Below are 16,171 nucleotides of genomic sequence, written 5' to 3' on the forward strand. Positions count from 1 at the left end.
CTACTTTTCTTTAATGTTCATACTTGTCTATCTTATATAAATTATGGACTTTTTAAAAGTCGTTTTCAAATGAAAAAAGCTCTTCTGATGAAAAAGAGCTTTTTGCGCTTTATTATTTAATTTTGGATACCCATTCTGACATTTCATCGAGCTTTTCATTCGGAATTAGCCCGCCCGGCATCCCATTTCCGCCTTCTTGAATTTTCTTCTTGATGTCTGCCACTTCAAGCTTGTCGCCAACACCTTTTAATGCAGGACCAGCGCCACCTTCGTAGTTTTCCCCATGACAGCTAATACAGTTCTGCTTATACAATTCTTCCGGCGTCGCATTTGCGGTCTCTTCTTGCTTTTGCTCTTTGCCCCCAGAGGCAATTTTGTCTTCATCTTTCAGCCCCTTCATTGATAAGAAAAAAGTGAGTCCAATACCTAAAATGGCAATCAATAAGAATGGTATAAGTGGATTCCGTTTCATTTCTTTCATCCTCCCCTTTGTGAAAAACCCCTTTGAGACTATGCAAACAATTCTAATTCTACTTTAATTTTACAAAAAGTAAACGAATTATGATACAAAACTTTGGTCAAGTTCACAGATTAGACAAAAATGATTCAAAATGAGAAATGAAGCCTTCAGCACATTTAGATGTATTTTTTATACATCTTTTCTCTAAGAACGTTGCAAATTCATTTGTTATTCAGTAAAATATAATCAGATCAAAAAAGCGTTTTCATTTTGATGAAGAAAGAACGGATCTCTCTCAAAATCCGTCCGGTTTCTATTCTAAGAAGTCTTTTAATCGTTTACTTCTGCTTGGGTGTCTTAATTTACGAAGAGCTTTCGCTTCAATTTGGCGAATACGTTCTCTTGTTACGCCAAACACCTTTCCTACCTCTTCTAATGTGCGTGTTCTTCCGTCATCCAGTCCGAAACGCAGTCTCAGCACATTTTCTTCACGGTCCGTTAGCGTATCTAATACATCTTCAAGCTGCTCTTTTAAGAGCTCATAGGCAGCATGGTCTGATGGAGAAGTCGCCTCTTGGTCTTCGATAAAATCACCAAGATGCGAGTCATCTTCCTCACCAATAGGTGTTTCTAAAGATACTGGCTCTTGCGCAATTTTAAGAATTTCTCTTACTTTCTCTGGTGTTAAATCCATGTCTTCCGCAATTTCTTCTGGCGTTGGTTCTCTACCTAGATCTTGTAGAAGCTGTCTTTGAACACGGATTAATTTATTAATGGTTTCCACCATATGAACCGGGATCCGGATTGTTCTCGCCTGATCGGCAATCGCACGTGTGATCGCCTGTCTAATCCACCAAGTCGCATATGTTGAGAATTTGTATCCTTTGCGGTAATCAAACTTCTCAACCGCCTTCATGAGCCCCATGTTTCCTTCTTGAATCAAGTCAAGGAACAGCATACCACGACCAACATAACGTTTCGCAATGCTGACAACGAGACGAAGGTTCGCTTCCGCTAATCTTCTTTTTGATTCCTCATCGCCTTCTTCAATCTTTTGAGCATACGTAATCTCTTCTTTAGCAGATAGCAAATTGACGCGCCCGATCTCTTTTAAGTACATACGAACAGGATCATTAATTTTGACACCTGGTGGTACGCTTAAATCATTCAGGTCAAATTCCTCTTCTGCCTTAGCCAGCTGCTGAACATTTGGGTCTTCAGTCTCTTCATTTTCACTGATGAGTTCTACACCCTGTTCGCCTAAGTATTCATAGTATTCATCCATCTGGTCTGATTCAATTTCAAAGCTAGACATACGCTCTGCAATTTCTTCGTATGTTAAAACGCCCCGTTTTTTACCCGTTTCAGTGAGCTTATCTCTCACCTGTTCAAAGGTTAATTCAGTTTCAGTTTCGTGGGCTTGTTTATCAGCCATTATGGATCCCTCCTTCCAAAGCTTGCAACGAATTCTAAAGTAACTTGCGATTTGCTTCTGCTCTGCCTTTCTCTCTCTATCAAACAGAATGAGCAAATAGGAATAAAAATAAATAATGATGAAGGCAAGATGCTTGCGGTCTTATGCTCCTCCCATTAAAGGATTCATTGCCAGCCGTAAGTCTTGTCATAAATAGTAGACGTATTACTTCAGCGAACGGTTCAACTGAATAATTTCTTTTGCAAGTGTTGCCGCTTTGAAGAAATCTTTTTGCCTCTCCGCCTCTGCACGTTCTAGTTCTTTTTCCTTTATCATTGACAAATTCCGATGATTCAACACTTTTTTTACATAATCACTTAATTCAGCTTCACTTAGTTCGTCTCCAACTTGAATCATGAATATATCCGTCAGGAGCTGATTGATCACATCATCTTCTATACGGTTCATCAGATGCTGCGGGGTCGGCTCCTTGCCTTCTTCATACAATGCATAAATGTATGTTGCCAGCGCTCTGTGCGAATCTATATTAAATTCAAACCCTATCCTATCAAGCACTTTTCGGATCACGTCATCATTTTTCAACATATGTGCAAGGAGCATTCGCTCTGCGTTTTCATATGCCGGCCTTAGACGTTTTCGTCTTACCTGTGTTGACAGATGTGCACGCCGCTTTTCAAGTCCATTTTCTTCTTGCGAGCTCTTGGCCTCTTGTCGCTGCTGCTTTTCAAAAAGCTCCAATTGCTCCTTTAATGAGTCAAGTGAAATGGAGAACTCCCCAGCCAGCTGCTTCATGTAAATCTCTTGTTCCAAGGAACCGTTTAATCGGCTAATTTCTCGGAGAACCTGCTTCATGTAAGTCAGGCGGTCTCCTTCGTCAGACAAATTCTTTCCTCTTCGGAAAAAGTTCATCTTAAATGTCATTAATGTCACACTTGCATCTATGATGTCATTCCTAAATTTCTCGCCGCCATATTTACGAATGTAATCATCTGGATCAAGTCCATCTGGTATCATGGCAACGCGAACTTTACATCCTCTTTTTCCAAGCAAATCTGATGCTTTCATGGTCGCTTCATACCCGGCCGTGTCCGAGTCATAACATAAAATGATCTCTTCAACGTTCCGCCTAAGAAGCTTTACGTGCTCTTCTGTTAAAGACGTACCCATTGTTGCAACACTTTCGCCAACACCACTTGTGACAGCCGAGATGACGTCAGCAAATCCTTCGAAAAGGACTGCACGTTCGCGTTTTCTAATATGCATACGCGCGTCATGAAAGTGATAAAGCAGCTTACTTTTATGAAAAAGTGGCGTTTCAGGACTATTCATATACTTTGGCTGCTGATCACCAAGTGATCTTCCAGAAAAAGCGACGACCGTCCCGTGATGATCATGAATTGGAAACATGACACGATCTCTAAAGCGGTCAAAAAAACCTGTGCCGTTTTCTCGTTGAATCAAAAGACCAGCCTTCTCCATCATCGCAGGATCAAACCCTCGTTTTTCTAAAAACTTGGTCACGAAATCCCACGAGTCGAGAGCATACCCGATCTCAAACTTGGCAATTGTTTCATCCGTAAAGCCCCTGGACCTTAAATAATCGAGTGCGTTTTGACCTTCCTTTGTATTTACCAGCAAATGGTGGTAAAATTTCTTAAGAAGCTCATGCGCCTCAATCATTTTATGATCTGCTGTATCCTCTTGTTGTGAGGAACTGATCTGCGCATTCGCTACATGATCCGGCAAATCAATATGGTACTTATCAGCAACATGTGAAACGGCTTCAATAAATGAGTAGCCTTCCATTTGTCTGAGGAACGAAAATACATTGCCTCCTGCACCACAGCCAAAACAATGGAAGATTTGCTTATCTGCTGAAACAGAGAATGAAGGAGTATTTTCACCATGGAATGGACAAAGACCGAAGTAATTCCGACCTTGTTTTCTAAGCTGTACGTATTCTCCAATCACTTCGACAATGTCTGCGTTTTTTTGGATTTGCTCCAAAAGTTCATCTGGTATACGTTTGCTCATCCTAATAACACTCCGTCGTACATTATTCGCCTTTTAATTCAAAAATCCTTCATGATTCGACAGGATTTTTTGTAGTTGGGCAATAAATCGCTTTTTATCCTCTTCTAAAAGCTTTTTGGGACCTTTTCCGTATACACCTTTTCTTCGCTGTTTACTGGAAACATGCCTGCGTTCCAAATCAAAATCAATTGTTTCGTTTGTGTACATTCGTCCTCTTTCAGACAGAACAATGACTTGTCTTGGAAGCAGTAAGGAGGCCAGACCAATATCCTGGGTGACAACAATATCGTGCTTGACAGCTAAGTTCGCAATGACTAAATCTGCTGCTTCCTTATGTGTATCAACAAACCGCCAATCTTCAAGTGGTGATCGTTTGGTTTGAAAATGCTCATATGAAGCAATGAAAGTCACAGGTACTTGAAATTGAGATGCGACAGAAAGGATTTCGTCTTTTACAGGACAAGCATCTGCATCGACATAAATCGTCCTTTCTTTTTTACGTTCATTCAGGTGACTAATTCTCCATCCCTCCACCTTATTCCTGCTTTAGAGAAGCAAAAAGACCATACTTTTCCCCCATAAAGCAATCAACAGTAAAACTCATTTTGTCGAAAAGTTATGTTCAGAATCACTTGACTTCTGCCAATATTAGTTTATTCGTTCTTGACTTAACTTAAACCTAAAATCAATCATTTTATCACAATTTTTTATTATAATACAAATGCAGCAAATATGCTATTGTTTTTGTTTACCCGTTTCCCACCATAGGAAAAACCCAGGAGGAGCATCCTGAGTTTATTCGGAACCTCTTTTGGTCAGCATTTGATGAATGACATTTGCTGTCTCCTCAACTGCTTTATTCGATACATCAACAACTTGACAGTTAATGCGGTCAACCACTTTTTCAAAATATTCTAGTTCCTCTTTAATCCGCTCGATATTCGCATAAATGGCACGGTCATTTAAACCGAGTGACTTTAAACGTTCTTTACGGATATGATTTAGTTTGTCTGGACTAATTTTCAGGCCGATGCATTTTTTTGGATCAACTGAGAATAACTCCTCTGGCGGATCAACTTCAGGAACTATCGGAACGTTTGCTACCTTCAAGCGTTTATGTGCTAAGTATTGAGAAAGTGGTGTCTTAGACGTACGCGATACACCAATCAGCACAATATCAGCCTTTAGAATACCTCTTGGGTCCCGGCCATCATCATATTTCACAGCGAACTCAATGGCTTCTACCTTTTTAAAATAGTCCTCATCTAATTGACGTACACGACCTGGCTCATGTTTCGCTTCATTTCCATATGCCGTCTCCATTTTATCAATAAGTGGACCGATAATGTCATAGTACACGACGCCATTCGCTTCTGCTTCTTCTATTAAGAATTGGCGCATTTCTGGCACAACAAGAGTAAAGCAAACGATCCCATTATCTGCTTTCGCCAATGAAATCACTTCTTTAATCGTACCGACATCCTCTACATATGGGATTCTTCTAATATTTGAATGGTCGGATGAGCCGCCATCAAATTGGCTAAGTGCCGCTTTGACCACGAGCTCTGCCGTTTCTCCTACTGAATCTGATACAACAAAAATTACGCGATTACTCATAACATCCCCTCGCAGTCTTCTGTAATTAGATAATTTCGTTCTCTGATAAGCTAACAAGTATTTTCGTCATGTTTGTTTTCGTAATTCTGCCGACCACTTCAAAGCCTTTATCCGTATCTTTTATAACAGGAAGTGCATCTATTTGCTTTTCAATCAAGTGCTTGGCCACATCCATAATAAAATCTTCTTTGCGGCAAACGGTAATGTTCGGCATTCTTGTCATAATAATATGGACAGGTATAGATGGAAGCTCTTGTTTCCCAATACTTGCTCGAAGGAGGTCTTTTCTTGATAACACGCCTGTTAAAATAGAGTGATCGTCCACAACGAATAATGTGCCCACATCCTCTAAAAACATCGTACAAATCGCATCATAAACCGAAACATTTTCGTGTATCACGACCGGAATGGACTGAAAATCTTTCACTTGAAGTTTTTTCAGCTTATCTGCCAGAAGCTGCGTGCCTGTTTTGCCTGTAAAAAAGTAGCCGACCCTTGGTCTTGCTTCTAAAAAGCCAGACATCGTTAAAATGGCTAAATCCGGTCTGAGGGTAGCCCTTGTTAAGTTCAGCCGATCGGCGATATGCTCTCCAGTGATCGGACCATTCTCTTTGACAATCTGTAAAATCTGCTCTTGCCGTTTATTTAACTCGATTGTACTCACCACCTTTAAATAGAGAGAGCGAATCCTTACTTTATGTATATCAATTTCATAACTCATCATATTATAGCGCATCTTCGTCCGAATGAAACAAAAATCCACTCAAAAACCGTGAATTAAATGAGTAAAAAACGATTGCCCTTCGAAAAAGGCAACCGTTCTTAGGTATTTATTTTACAATTAAATTGTTCATATTCGCAAATGATTGAATGACTTTTGCAAGTTTGACCATTTGTGCCAAACGATTTTGTTTCAGTTTTTCATCATCCGCATGAACCATGGTATGGTCGAAATAATGAACAATTGGTGCTTTTAATGTATCTAGCGCTTCAAGTGCTGATTGGTACTGACCTTTTGCCATATACTCGTTGACGGCTTTTTCCGCTTGCTGATACGCTTCAAATAGCTTTTGTTCGTGTTCATTTTCAAACAGTTCAGGCTGAATCTGTACGTCTTCCCCTTTTTTACTGATTGAAATGACGCGACCTAGTGCCTCAGCCGTTTCTTTGAAACTCTCCTGTTTCACGCTCTCTTCAAGAACAGCCGCTTTTTTCACAACCGCATATGGTTCAATATTTTCAACATCAAGGACTGCTTCCACCACGTCATGACGGATATGTTCTGCTTGAAGGACATATTTCAAACGGTGTGTTAAAAATTCAATGAGAGCCGCTTCATGTTTTTCATCTACTTGAGCTAGTGCTAAAAGCTCTTTAAATGAAAGATTCCATTGGCGGTCGAGCAGGATTTGAACGATACCGCTCGCTTGTCTTCTTAATCCATAAGGATCTTGAGAGCCCGTTGGAATGACATCAATTGAGAAGAATGAACAAATAGAATCTAGCTTATCCGCCACTGCAACAATCGCCCCAATAAGTGTTGACGGCGCATCGTCACCGGCAAAACGCGGCATATAGTGCTCGTTGATACTCTTTGCCACTTCTTCATGCTCGCCAAGTGCTCTAGCATATTTTTCACCCATGATTCCTTGCAGTTCTGGGAATTCATAGACCATCTGAGTCACAAGGTCAAATTTAGAAATACTGGCTGCTCTTGCAGCGCGTTTAGACGTTTCTTCATCTGCACCCACATGACTAGCAAGGCGGACGGCAATGTCTGTTACTCTTTTCAGCTTGTCGCCAATCGTGCCAAGTTTCTCATGGAATACGACTTTATCAAGCTTTTGAATATTGTCTTCAATGACGAGTTTTTCGTCTTCTTTATAGAAAAATGCCGCATCTGATAAACGTGCACGAAGGACCTTTTCGTTCCCTCTTGCCACATTTTCAAGTGCCTCACTGTTCCCGTTTCTGACCGTAATAAAGTGCGGCAGTAATTCCCCTTGTTCATTTTTCACTGGGAAATAACGCTGATGCTCTTTCATTGTCGTGACAAGCACTTCTTCTGGCAGCGCAAGAAATTCTTCTTCAAAAGAACCAAATAGAACGGTTGGATATTCAACGAGATCGTTCACTTCTTCTAGAAGCTCAGGATCAACTGGAATGACCCAGCCTTTTTCGGAAGAAAGGGCATGTAATTGCTCAGTAATTAATTGTTTTCTTTTATCTGAATCAACAATGACAAATTGATCTCTTAATGTTTGCTCATAAGAAGCTGGTGTGTCAATGCTGGCTGTCGTCCCTAGGAAACGATGTCCTCTAGTCTCCCGTCCGCTTTTCACTCCTGCAATTTCGACAGGAATGATCTCTTGACCAAATAAACAAACAATCCATTTAATTGGACGGATATAGCGTAAATCCTCGCTTCCCCATCTCATGTTCTTTGGAAAACTCAATGAAGCGGCAATGTCCCCCAATGCTGGAAGAAGGTCTTTGACTTGCTTACCTTCTTGAAACTTTTGGACATGAACATAATCCACACCTTTGATGTCTTTGAAATACAGATCATCTGTTGAAGCGCCTTGTCCGCGGGCAAAACCTTCGGCAGCTTTTGTCCAATTGCCTTCAGCATCTTGAGCAATCTTTTTAGCCGGTCCTTTTGCTTCTTCTTTGATGTCCTCTTGTTTTTCTGCAACACCTTTGACGAGTACAGCTAGACGTCTTGGTGAATTAAATAAAGCAACGTCTTCGAATGAAATATTTTGCGCTACGAACCAAGCTTTTACTTTGTCACCTAGCTGCTTTGTGCTTTCTGGCATGAAACGAGCCGGCATCTCTTCTAAGCCGATTTCAAGTAATACATCTTGTTTATTCATGAGAAGCCGCCTCCTCTTTTAGCATAGGGAATCCTAGTTTTTCTCGTTCTTCGTAATATGTTTTGGCTACTTTTCTCGCTAACTGACGTACTCTTCCGATATAACCTGTTCGCTCAGTCACAGAAATCGCGCCTTTGGCATCAAGCAGGTTAAATGTGTGAGAACATTTGAGTACATAATCATATGCCGGGTGAACAAGCCCTTTGTCCATTTGGCTATGTGCTTCTTTTTCATATGTTGTAAATAAATCGAACAGCATATCCGTATTAGATGTTTCAAACGTATACACAGAATGCTCGTATTCAGCCATTAAGAATAAATCTCTTACAGTAAAGCCATCTGTCCATTCAAGGTCAAATACATTTTCTTTGTCCTGGATGTAAGAAGCAAGACGCTCAATTCCATATGTGATTTCAACAGAAACTGGCTTACATTCTAAACCGCCGACTTGCTGGAAATACGTAAATTGCGTAATTTCCATTCCATCAAGCCAAACTTCCCAACCAAGTCCTGCGCAGCCAAGAGATGGGTTCTCCCAGTTGTCTTCAACAAAACGAATATCATGTTTCAGCGGGTCAATGCCAAGCGCCTTCAATGATTCCAGATACAGTTCTTGAATATTGTCAGGTGATGGCTTAATGATCACTTGAAATTGATGATGTTGATACAATCTGTTTGGGTTTTCTCCATATCTGCCATCAGCCGGGCGTCTTGAAGGTTCTACATAGGCTACCTTCCATGGCTCTGGCCCAATGCTTCTGAGGAACGTGTATGGGCTCATCGTTCCAGCACCTTTTTCTGTGTCATATGCCTGCATTAATACGCAGCCTTCATTTGACCAATGCTTTTGCAGTGTCAAAATCATGTCTTGAATATTCAATGATCGCACCTCCATCTTTTTTACACCATCCGCTATGTATGGCGGTGGGGCCTAGAACCTTTTTGCAAAACACAAAAACTCCCGTCTCTATGCTCACAAGGTTCCTTGCAAACATAGGGACGAGAGTTTTTCCCGCGGTTCCACCCTATTTGCTGGTGTCGTAGCACCCAGCCGCTTTGTTTTACGTTGCTCAAGAATGCCTTTCGTTACGTGTCCATCCTTAGCTCACACCGCCCTAAGGTCGCTTTTATGGCTGATACGTAAGTACTTCTTTCTGTCAATGCAACATATTTGATCTTAGATGATCTTACAAAAAGTCACGAGAGATGTCAACTTTTGTTTTCACCGTCCATTAGCTTTTTCATGGATTCCATTTGATTCATGAATTTTTTTGATTTTAAATAAAGACCTGAATACTCTTCATAATAATGATCGAGCACTTGACGAATTTCTTGTTTCGTCTGTGGTTTCACGTCAACCTGACCAAGCCTTGATAAATCAAAATAATGAAACAAACGGAGCAGTCTTGCTGCTGCTGGGGATAAGGACAGTTTATATGGATCTTTAGAAAAGCATTGCCTACAGATGAATCCGTTATCTCTAATTGAGAAATGGAACTGCCCTTCTTTTTGACCGCAGTGTACACATTGGTCCAGTTCAGGCTTCAACCCCATCACTGACAGCATTTTAACCTCTACGATAAATAAAATAATATCAGCATCTGTGCCTTCATTGAGATGGCGTAAAGATTGAAGAAGAAGTTCAAACAAGTAAGGGTTTGGCTTCTTTTCTTCTGTTCCTTTATCAAGTAATTCTGTCATATATGCGGCATATGCGGTCAGAAATAAATCTTCCCGAATGGTTCGCATGCTTTCCATCATTTCACCTTGCTGGAGCGTTCCAAGTCCTGTTGATGATTGGATCAGGAAGGTTCCGTATAAAAACGGCTGGCTTATGGCTGACAGGCGGCTGTTCGATTTCTTAGCGCCTCTTGCCATCACACCAATTTTCCCATGTTCTCTAGTGAGCAGCGTGACAATTTTGTTTGTTTCGCCATAATCTGTTGTTCTAAGGACGATTCCTTCACTTTTAATGAGCATTTGTCTACACTCCGAGCATTGGAGGGGGTCAAGAATTATAAGATTGGAAAATCAAGTCGTGCTATTTCTTCTTCAAGTACATCGGGTCTTTCCAGGTTCTCCTTTTCTAACTCTTTGAAAAGCAGATACGTGTCAACGCTTCCTGTTTGTGAAAATACGTTCCATGTAAAATTCAACATAAAAACCCCACCTTTCTTTATTAGAAGCAGCAACGCTACATCCAACATATTAACTTTATCTTGACCAGGCTACCTCCATTTCATGATAAACAATTTTTACTAATCGAACCGCACCATTGTCAGATCTACTAACAACTGTATCGGTTTTTAATATTCGTCTTCTCTAAATCCGAAATCACGAAGATGTGTGGATTTATTACGCCAGTCCTTCTGCACTTTTACCCAAAGCTCTAAATACACCTTTGAGCCTAAAAGTGCTTCAATGTCTCTGCGCGCTTTTTGTCCCACTTCTTTTAATAAGCTGCCGCGCTTACCAATCACAATCCCTTTTTGTGAATCACGTTCGACGACGATGGTCGCTGCAACATGAATCTTGCCGTTTTCATCTGGCTTGATCGATTCAATCGCAACCGCAATACTGTGAGGGATCTCTTCTCTCGTTAAATGCAGCACTTTTTCACGAATTAATTCAGAAATAATAAATCGCTCTGGGTGATCTGTTACTTGATCTGCCGGATAAAATTGAGGGCCTTCTGGAAGATAACCTTCAATTTGCTGAAGAAGCGTATCAATGTTGTTGCCTTCAAGTGCTGAAATTGGCACAATTTCCTTAAATGGGTAACGTGTGCGGTATTCATCAATTAAAAGGAACAATTCATCCGGATGAATTTGGTCAATTTTATTGACGACAAGGAACACCGGTGTCGATGTTTGCTTTAGTCGTTCAATGATGAATTCATCACCTTTTCCATAGCCTTCCTGTGCGTTGATCATAAACAAGATCAGGTCGACTTCCTTGAGTGTATTTTGAGCCACCCTCATCATAAAATCACCAAGTTTGTGCTTCGGTTTATGAATTCCTGGTGTATCGATAAAAATCGTTTGTGACGTGTTCGTTGTCAGAACACCTTGCACTTTGTTTCGAGTCGTTTGGGGCTTATCACTCATAATCGCAATCTTTTGCCCAATCACACGATTAAGAAAGGTCGATTTCCCTACATTTGGTCTTCCAATAATTGATACAAATCCTGATTTGAAGCTTTCGTTAGTCATTTAAATCCTCCGGTGAAAATGCGCCTGGCAATAGTTCGTTTACTGTCGTTTCGTATATATGTCCTTTTAAGTTCGTTAGAATCACTGGCATATCAGGTGCACATAGCTCTGAAATGACCTGTCTGCATGCGCCGCATGGTGAAACAGGTCGATCTGTATCAGCCACTACTGCAAGCATTTGAAAAGATGTGATGCCCTCTGAGTAAGCTTTAAAAAGTGCTGTTCTTTCCGCACAATTACACATACCATATGCTGCATTTTCAATATTGCAGCCGCCATACACTTTTCCGTCATGCGATAATAATGCTGCACCGACTTTGAATTTAGAATAGGGTACATATGCAAAATCTCTTGCTTTGACTGCTTCTGAAATCAACTCTTGTTTGTTCATTCTAGTTCCCACTTTCAGAAGAAATGGTACCACTGTCACATTTATATTTTACATAATTCACGTGACATTTTCACGCCCATTTCTAAAAATGTTAATAAATAGTAATATTGTTCTATTGCATGATCTTCGGTAAGAAGACCATCAACCCAATCATAACCGAAATGGCGGCGTAAACGCAAACAGCGCCTGCTGCCGCGTCCTTCGCTCTCTCAGCAAGAGGATGCTTCTCTTCTGTGAAAAGATCTACTGTATGTTCAATCGCTGTATTCACAAGTTCTAACGCAAACATCCCGCCGCATAAAAGCAGAATGATCATCCATTCAACCGGATGAATGTGAAACCAAAAGCCGCAAATCACCACGATGATGGCTGCGACTGTGTGAAACCGAAAATTCCGTTCATTCAAGAAAGTTCGCCATATTCCTCTAAATGCATAATAAAAACTCCGAAAAAAACGGACAAGCGGCGTTCGCTTCTTACGATGATTCCGAAAGGCCATAATCATCCAAGATTTTTGTCTGTTTGGCGAACATTTCTTTTTCATCTTCTTCTGTCATATGATCATAACCAAGCAAATGAAGAAAACCATGAATCGTTAAAAATCCTAGCTCTCTCATGAAGGAATGTCCATATTCCTCTGCTTGCTCTTTCGTACGATCAACACTAATGATAATGTCACCAAGTACAGGCGGAATGTCATCAGCTCCAATGATTTCAATTTCCCCTTCGCCTTCTTCCTCAAGGGCAAATGAAATTACATCTGTTGGTGCATCTTTTCCTCGGTATTCTTTATTAATTTGATGTATTTCTTCATTTGAAACGATCGATACTGATACTTCTGCTTGATCTTTTACTTCAAGAGCATCCGCAGCAAATTGAAGAAGCTTTTCCACTTCTTCAAGCTGCTCTTTCGATACTTGTCCTGTTTCATCTATTAAATCGATTAACAATGTCATTTACTTCACCTTCTGCTTCGGGGCATCTGGATATTCAATCCGAGAATGGAAAATCCCCTTTAATGTTGTACAAATTGTTTGGCTAATAATATTTAATTCTTTAAATGTCAGATCACATTCACTAAATTGCCCATCCTGCATCTTATCTGAAATAATGCCTTTCACAAGCTTTTCAATCCGCTCAGGGTTTGGATTATGCATCGAACGAACCGCCGCCTCCACGCTGTCAGCTACAGAAATAATGGCCGCTTCTTTCGATTGCGGTTTTGGACCAGGATAACGAAATTCTTCTTCTGTTACCTGATCATCCCGTTCTTTTGCCTTATAGTAAAAGAACTTCAGCAGGGACTTTCCGTGATGCTGTTCTGCAATGTCCACAAGTTCCTCTGGAAACTTCTTTTCTCTCAGCATTTCAGCACCATCTGTCGTATGGGCAATAATAATATTCTTGCTCAGCTGAGGAGAAAGCTTATCGTGCGGATTATCAATGTTCATTTGGTTTTCAATAAAGTATTGTGGCCTTTTCGTTTTCCCAATGTCATGATAATAAGCTCCAACCCTTGCTAACAATCCATTTGCACCGACTGCTTCACATGCAGCATCCGCTAAATTCGCCACCATGACACTATGATGATATGTACCTGGCGTCTCTGTTAAGATCTTTTTCAGCAGCGGATGATTCGGGTTCGATAATTCAATAAGCTTCATGGTCGAAAGAATGCCAAACATGCTCTCAAAGACTGGCATTAACCCGATAACCAAAATAGCCGATGCAAACCCTGACACAATCGCCATGATGAGGTTTACACCTATTTCAAGCCCTGATGGAGAAGAATTTTGAATCAGCGTAATGGACAGCACGACAAGTACATTCACCAAAGCTACCCAAAGCCCCGCCTGCAAAATTTTCGATCTCGCATTATGTTTTCTCAAAAATAAAATTCCTGCCATCCCGCTTATTAGATAATAAGCACAGATGACATAGTTAAAGACACCTGTTACTCCTTGATTAAACATCATACTGCCGCAAAGGGCAAATACAAGACCGGAGAAGATTGCCAGCCGCTCATTGATCAGCAGCTTAATCAGCATCGTACCAAGTGCAACAGGCACGACATAGCCTATGGTCGTATACTTCGTTTCCTGGAAGAGACTGAATACTTCCATGATGATTAAAATAATGGTGAAAATGAGCGAGTACAGCAGTAACGATTTATTCTTATGGACGAGCGACTTTTTCCTCGATTCCAGTGAATGGACAATCGCCGCTAAGAAGAGACCGATTAAGATGATAAGACCGCTTACAGGCTTAAACAAATTGGAACTGTTTAAAAGACCCGTCAGTTCTAATTTACGATACACTTCACGGTCAATGAGCTCGCCTTCTTCTACTAAAATTTGCCCTTGCTTGATTTGAACTGGCTGGATATTATCAGCTGCTTCTTGTCTTTTCTTCTCTGTTGCGACCGGGTCAAATACATAGTTTGGAATAATCGCAAATTCACCAATTTCTTTCGCTGCATTTAAATATTTTGACGGAATCGAATTGTTTTCAAGCTCTGCTTTCACTTGTTTCTTTTCATCTTGCAGCTTAGAAGCTGTGATTTCTTTACTCATGAGAGAATTGACCACTGTGATGATGGAGTCCTTTGTAAAAGAAAGGTTTTCGTCGCTTGCTTGGAGCAGTGCTTTAATCGATTGATCCGAAACAGCTTCCTGCATATCCGTTGTGAGTTTCTCTTTTACACGCTTCACCATCTCTTGATCTGTTGGCGGGTTCTCTTTGTCATCAGCTGCTGCTTTCTTCTCTTCTTTAATGGCTTCAAAGAGGGATGAAATGAGGTCAACACGATTATCAGAATACGCTTTTTTGAGTGTATATTGGTCTTCCACTTGATCCGTTGCTTCTTGTTTCTTTTCTTCTGTTGCTTCTTGATCATCAACGGTAGACGGAGAATAGATGGTCTGTTCGCTCACTGAAAACAAATCTAGGTCGAGCGATTCAGGCTTTACATGGAAGAAGAGCACCACAAACATGATGGCTGCTAAACCAGCGTATAGCAGTACGTTTAAATAGCGTGAGCGCTCCATTTTTTGAGGTTCTTTTTTAGACAGCAGTCTTTTTCGCTTACTGCCTTTCTGATTCTTTCTCAAGGAAAGTACCTCCTTTTTTACTTTAAACCACGATCGAAACAAAATGACCCGATTAAGGCGATCGGGTCACTCAGTTCATTTTTGCTTTTCGTATGCTCCAATGATCTTCGCCACAAGCGGGTGTCTGACCACATCTGTCTGATCTAATTCAATGAATGAGATACCCTTGATCTCAGCAAGCATGTCCTTTGCAGCTGCAAGACCTGACTGCATACCTTTAGGCAGATCAATTTGTGTAATATCTCCTGTAATGACCATTTTAGAACCAAAGCCTAGTCTCGTCAAAAACATTTTCATTTGAGCTGGCGTTGTATTCTGCGCTTCATCTAAAATCACAAATGCATCATCAAGCGTCCGCCCTCTCATATAGGCAAGAGGGGCAATTTCAATGACACCTCGCTCAATTAAACGTTCCGTATGATCACTACCAAGCACATCGTGCAAAGCATCATATAGCGGTCTTAAATAAGGATCGACTTTTTCTTTTAAATCTCCTGGCAAAAAGCCAAGACTTTCTCCTGCTTCAACAGCTGGTCTTGTCAGGATAATCCGTTTGACATGTCCATTTTTCAGGGCATGTACGGCGTTGACCACTGCCAAATACGTTTTACCTGTACCAGCAGGTCCAATCCCAAAGACCAGATCATCTTTTTTCATTGCCGCAGCATATTCACGCTGGCCGATCGTTTTGACTCTGATCGACTTTCCTTTGGCATTTTTCGTAATTTCATCTTCATACATATTTTCAAAATAATTGAGCTTGTCTTTTTGCGCCATTTTAATGGCATAGACGACATCCCGTTCAGAAATCTCAATTCCTTTACGAATGAGATGTAAGAGAGATGTTATCAAACGGCTCACAGTATCTCTCGATGCTTCCTGACCAGAAACATACACTTTCTCTCCACGTGTGATAATGGAGACATTCAGCTCGTTTTCCATCAGTTTCAGATAAGCATCTTGATTGCCAAATAAAGCAATGGCTTCGTTTGGGCTATCCAATTTTTGTTGAATCTCAAGTAAATGTTCTGTCATT

The 16,171-nt window shown here is 40.7% G+C and carries 16 protein-coding genes; all 16 read right to left on the minus strand.

The genetic code is table 11. The features are described 5' to 3' along the window. Positions 1–112: 112 nt before the first annotated feature. The 16 genes from cccA to AC0VYC_RS11680 all read right to left on the minus strand — a co-directional run bounded on the left by cccA (position 113) and on the right by AC0VYC_RS11680 (position 16,170). Positions 113–472 carry a cytochrome c550 gene (cccA, locus tag AC0VYC_RS11605; protein ID WP_008342390.1) on the minus strand — a complete coding sequence of 120 codons (360 nt, stop codon included), beginning with the start codon at positions 470–472 and terminating at the stop codon, positions 113–115. Between the two features lie 301 nt (positions 473–773). Continuing rightward, the gene (rpoD, locus tag AC0VYC_RS11610; protein WP_008342392.1) at positions 774–1,895 is read right to left on the minus strand and encodes an RNA polymerase sigma factor RpoD; all 1,122 of its coding nucleotides are present in this window, start codon (positions 1,893–1,895) and stop codon (positions 774–776) included. A 204-nt stretch (positions 1,896–2,099) separates the two neighbouring features. Beyond that, positions 2,100–3,929, minus strand: a complete 1,830-nt coding sequence (gene dnaG / locus AC0VYC_RS11615) for a DNA primase (protein WP_008342393.1) — start codon at positions 3,927–3,929, stop codon at positions 2,100–2,102. A 33-nt stretch (positions 3,930–3,962) separates the two neighbouring features. Continuing rightward, positions 3,963–4,463 carry a YaiI/YqxD family protein gene (locus tag AC0VYC_RS11620; RefSeq protein WP_008342395.1) on the minus strand — a complete coding sequence of 167 codons (501 nt, stop codon included), beginning with the start codon at positions 4,461–4,463 and terminating at the stop codon, positions 3,963–3,965. Between the two features lie 261 nt (positions 4,464–4,724). Then, on the minus strand, positions 4,725–5,546 hold the full coding sequence (locus tag AC0VYC_RS11625) for a pyruvate, water dikinase regulatory protein (protein WP_008342399.1): 822 nt from the start codon (positions 5,544–5,546) through the stop codon (positions 4,725–4,727). Positions 5,547–5,571: 25 nt separating this feature from the next. Then, positions 5,572–6,210, minus strand: coding sequence for a transcriptional regulator CcpN (gene ccpN / locus AC0VYC_RS11630; protein ID WP_024423017.1), 639 nt, complete (start codon positions 6,208–6,210; stop codon positions 5,572–5,574). Positions 6,211–6,376: 166 nt separating this feature from the next. Next, positions 6,377–8,422 carry a glycine--tRNA ligase subunit beta gene (glyS, locus tag AC0VYC_RS11635; RefSeq protein WP_282745271.1) on the minus strand — a complete coding sequence of 682 codons (2,046 nt, stop codon included), beginning with the start codon at positions 8,420–8,422 and terminating at the stop codon, positions 6,377–6,379. Beyond that, positions 8,415–9,302, minus strand: coding sequence for a glycine--tRNA ligase subunit alpha (gene glyQ / locus AC0VYC_RS11640; protein ID WP_003217487.1), 888 nt, complete (start codon positions 9,300–9,302; stop codon positions 8,415–8,417). Before glyQ ends, glyS begins: the two co-directional genes overlap by 8 nt. 329 nt (positions 9,303–9,631) lie before the next feature. Further along, positions 9,632–10,402 carry a DNA repair protein RecO gene (gene recO / locus AC0VYC_RS11645; RefSeq protein ID WP_475388496.1) on the minus strand — a complete coding sequence of 257 codons (771 nt, stop codon included), beginning with the start codon at positions 10,400–10,402 and terminating at the stop codon, positions 9,632–9,634. 35 nt (positions 10,403–10,437) lie between these two features. Next, positions 10,438–10,581: a YqzL family protein gene (locus AC0VYC_RS11650; RefSeq protein WP_008342408.1), complete on the minus strand. Its 144-nt coding sequence runs from the start codon at positions 10,579–10,581 to the stop codon at positions 10,438–10,440. 147 nt (positions 10,582–10,728) lie between these two features. Further along, entirely contained in the window at positions 10,729–11,634 is a 906-nt protein-coding gene (era, locus tag AC0VYC_RS11655; protein ID WP_007501305.1) for a GTPase Era, read from the minus strand. Further along, complete coding sequence (locus AC0VYC_RS11660; RefSeq protein WP_008342410.1) at positions 11,627–12,025, minus strand: cytidine deaminase; 399 nt, start codon at positions 12,023–12,025, stop codon at positions 11,627–11,629. The genes era and AC0VYC_RS11660 overlap by 8 nt, the downstream gene beginning before the upstream one ends. Before the next feature lie 112 nt (positions 12,026–12,137). Next, positions 12,138–12,524, minus strand: a complete 387-nt coding sequence (locus AC0VYC_RS11665) for a diacylglycerol kinase family protein (protein ID WP_475388499.1) — start codon at positions 12,522–12,524, stop codon at positions 12,138–12,140. After that, positions 12,502–12,981: an rRNA maturation RNase YbeY gene (gene ybeY, locus AC0VYC_RS11670; protein WP_475388501.1), complete on the minus strand. Its 480-nt coding sequence runs from the start codon at positions 12,979–12,981 to the stop codon at positions 12,502–12,504. The genes AC0VYC_RS11665 and ybeY overlap by 23 nt, the downstream gene beginning before the upstream one ends. Continuing rightward, positions 12,982–15,096 carry an HD family phosphohydrolase gene (locus tag AC0VYC_RS11675; protein ID WP_375805738.1) on the minus strand — a complete coding sequence of 705 codons (2,115 nt, stop codon included), beginning with the start codon at positions 15,094–15,096 and terminating at the stop codon, positions 12,982–12,984. Positions 15,097–15,210: 114 nt separating this feature from the next. After that, a complete protein-coding gene (locus AC0VYC_RS11680; protein WP_008342419.1) occupies positions 15,211–16,170 on the minus strand; it encodes a PhoH family protein in 960 nt (319 codons plus the stop codon). Position 16,171: the final 1 nt, after the last annotated feature.

The sequence above is a fragment of the Bacillus sp. iso_77 genome, from assembly GCF_056173625.1.

Bases quoted from the DNA above. Each gene is read 5' to 3' on its own strand.
- cccA (WP_008342390.1), bottom strand. From the start codon at position 472: ATGAAACGGAATCCACTTATACCATTCTTATTGATTGCCATTTTAGGT.
- rpoD (WP_008342392.1), bottom strand. From the start codon at position 1,895: ATGGCTGATAAACAAGCCCACGAAACTGAAACTGAATTAACCTTTGAA.
- dnaG (WP_008342393.1), bottom strand. From the start codon at position 3,929: ATGAGCAAACGTATACCAGATGAACTTTTGGAGCAAATCCAAAAAAAC.
- AC0VYC_RS11625 (WP_008342399.1), bottom strand. From the start codon at position 5,546: ATGAGTAATCGCGTAATTTTTGTTGTATCAGATTCAGTAGGAGAAACG.
- glyS (WP_282745271.1), bottom strand. From the start codon at position 8,422: ATGAATAAACAAGATGTATTACTTGAAATCGGCTTAGAAGAGATGCCG.
- recO (WP_475388496.1), bottom strand. From the start codon at position 10,402: ATGCTCATTAAAAGTGAAGGAATCGTCCTTAGAACAACAGATTATGGC.
- AC0VYC_RS11650 (WP_008342408.1), bottom strand. From the start codon at position 10,581: ATGTTGAATTTTACATGGAACGTATTTTCACAAACAGGAAGCGTTGAC.
- era (WP_007501305.1), bottom strand. From the start codon at position 11,634: ATGACTAACGAAAGCTTCAAATCAGGATTTGTATCAATTATTGGAAGA.
- AC0VYC_RS11660 (WP_008342410.1), bottom strand. From the start codon at position 12,025: ATGAACAAACAAGAGTTGATTTCAGAAGCAGTCAAAGCAAGAGATTTT.
- AC0VYC_RS11665 (WP_475388499.1), bottom strand. From the start codon at position 12,524: ATGGCCTTTCGGAATCATCGTAAGAAGCGAACGCCGCTTGTCCGTTTT.
- ybeY (WP_475388501.1), bottom strand. From the start codon at position 12,981: ATGACATTGTTAATCGATTTAATAGATGAAACAGGACAAGTATCGAAA.
- AC0VYC_RS11680 (WP_008342419.1), bottom strand. From the start codon at position 16,170: ATGACAGAACATTTACTTGAGATTCAACAAAAATTGGATAGCCCAAAC.